3 protein-coding genes are annotated in these 2241 nt (G+C 51.0%); all 3 read right to left on the reverse strand.

Features of this window, described 5'->3' with window-relative positions:
• Nucleotides 1-1181, reverse strand: a 1181-nt coding sequence (locus tag Q0256_RS01380) for a M28 family peptidase (protein WP_297959334.1), incomplete at its 3' end; no start/stop codon positions are given.
• A gap of 237 nt (nt 1182-1418) precedes the next feature.
• Complete coding sequence (locus Q0256_RS01385; protein ID WP_297896513.1) at nt 1419-1679, reverse strand: heavy-metal-associated domain-containing protein; 261 nt, start codon at nt 1677-1679, stop codon at nt 1419-1421.
• Entirely contained in the window at nt 1672-2073 is a 402-nt protein-coding gene (locus Q0256_RS01390; protein ID WP_297959336.1) for an aryl sulfotransferase, read from the reverse strand. Before Q0256_RS01390 ends, Q0256_RS01385 begins: the two co-directional genes overlap by 8 nt.
• Nucleotides 2074-2241 lie beyond the last annotated feature (168 nt).

Raw genomic sequence — 2241 nt, forward strand, 5'->3', positions numbered from 1 at the left:
TTTGGGCCTATGGAGCAGGCTTGTAGCTCGGGCTGTTTTGCGACCAGTACGCCGCACTCAAGACCTGCGTGCACGGCGGCAAATTTGGCCTGCGGCTTTTGTTTTTGTAGCTCTTCGAGTACTAGGTGCGCAAAGTCGCTGACGTGCGGCGCCCAGTTCGCCGAGCGGTCGGCTACTCTCACATCAAAGCCCAGCGCGCTAGCTAGCGTAGCGGTCTCAAAGCCAAGATTTTCGAGCCCCTCTCGCTTCATCGCGCGAGCGAAAAAGTCAAACTCGATCACGCCCTCTTTTTGCTTAACGGTCGAGAGATTTATGCTTTCGTTTACCATGCCAAGCTGCGTGTCGTAGCTGCGCACGCCCTGGGCGAAGGAGTTGATAAGCGCTAAAATTTTGCCGCTGTTTACCAGCACGTCCGCTTCGCCCTCGCCCAGGCTCTTTACCCACGCCAGGCCGCGCTGCGCCGGCTCATGCGCACAGATCGCCTTGCACACGGCGTTTGCGGGGATCGAGTTGCTCCTCTCGCCAAAATCCAGGCTGATTAGCTCGCAGCCCTCCTCGGCAAGGAATTTCGCTAACAGCTTCGTCGCGTTTGGGATATTTTTATGTATCTCGTTGCCCGAGTGCCCGCCGCTAAGCCCGGTAACGCCGATCTCGTAGATTTTACCGCTCTTTTTGACGCTCGCGGCGCCGATTTTCGCGCTCACGTTTATGCCGCCGGCGCATCCCAGCGTCACGCGGTCATCCTCTTCGCTATCTAAATTTAGAAGATTCGGCGATAAAATTTTACCCTTAAAGGCGTTTGCGCCCACGAGCCCGACCTCTTCGTCGTTGGTAAATAGGCACTCTAGGTTCGCAAACTCCCTCATCGCGCCCATCATCATCGCCATGCCGATGCCGTCATCAGCGCCTAGGGTCGAGTTTTTCGCCCTTAAGATGCCGTTTTCTTCGATGAGCTGCAAATTGGGCGCCGCACCCACGCAAACCATATCGTAGTGACTTTGCAGGCAAATTTTAGGCTCGCCCTTTACGGCGTGGATGTTGCCCGCCTCATCGACGCTCACGCTAAAGCCCAGGCAGCGCGCAAAATCCGCCAAAAACTCCCTCATCTGCTGCGTTTCGCAGCTGCAGTGCGGTATCTCGCACAGCTTCTTAAAATCGTTCATAACCTCGTTTTTTTGCATGTTTGCTCCTTTAGAATTTATTGTAGTGCGGCGTATATGCGGCGACACATACCGCTAAATTTAAACGCGACAGCGCCGACATAGCGCTTCCGCAAAATACGCGCAGAATTTCAATCGCGCTAGCTTACGCTGCAGGCAAGCTACGCAAAATGAAATTTTACGTAAAGTCGCATGAATTTTACCGAAATTTAGCAAGAATTTTATTTAAAATTTAGTCCGAAATTTTGCCGGGGATTTTTATTTTACGATTACGCCTTCATAGCCCGTTTTAGCGATTGCCTCAAGCATCGCGGTCTCGTTTGCGTCATCTTTTGCCGCGACGGTCGCGGTTTTGCTCTGCTGCGAAACCTTCGCGCTTATCACGCCTGGTGTTTGCAAAAGCGCCTTTCGCACGATCGCGGTGCAGAGCGGGCAGTGGATTTTTTCCACGTAAATTTTAACCTCTTTGTCGGCAAAAAGCGCCGTAAATCCAAGCATCAAAAACAAAATTTTACGCATAAAGCCCTCCTAAAATTTCAGGATATGTAAGCATAAAGGCAAGCAAGGCTCCTAAGAGCGCGTAGATCAGAATCCATTTTTTGCGCCTGCTTTGCAGCGAGCATGCGCGCGGCTTTTTGAAAAAGAAAAACGCCGAGAGCGCGAAGCAAAAAAGCGCTAACGCAGAAAGCGGCGCACGGTAGTCACCGAAAGCCTCAGCGCCCGAAAAAATGGAAAAACTCGCGCCGAAAATCAAAAATAAAAGCGCGGGCAGGCAGCAAAACGTCGCCGCAACCGCGCTAAAAATCGCGGCGAATATCAGCCACAGACTGCGCGTGCTGAAGCGATTTTTGCCAGGATATTCTCGCTTTTGCGCTGGGGTTTCTTGCGCGGAATTTTCTAGTTCAGTTTTCAAATTTTACCTTTTAATTATAATCTTGTCATAATCTTGTCGCACCCTCGTCGGCTTTAGGCGTGGAATTTTATCTGCAAATTTTACCGCTCAAATTTCGCACAGAGTGGCAAAGAGGCGAAATTTTAAATTCTGCAAGCCGTAAATTTCAAAATTTTGCGCGCCGAAAAA

This window comes from uncultured Campylobacter sp. (assembly GCF_937949835.1).
Classification (GTDB): Bacteria; Campylobacterota; Campylobacteria; order Campylobacterales; family Campylobacteraceae; genus Campylobacter_B.

Bases quoted from the DNA above. Each gene is read 5' to 3' on its own strand.
- Q0256_RS01385 (WP_297896513.1), bottom strand. From the start codon at position 1,679: ATGCGTAAAATTTTGTTTTTGATGCTTGGATTTACGGCGCTTTTTGCC.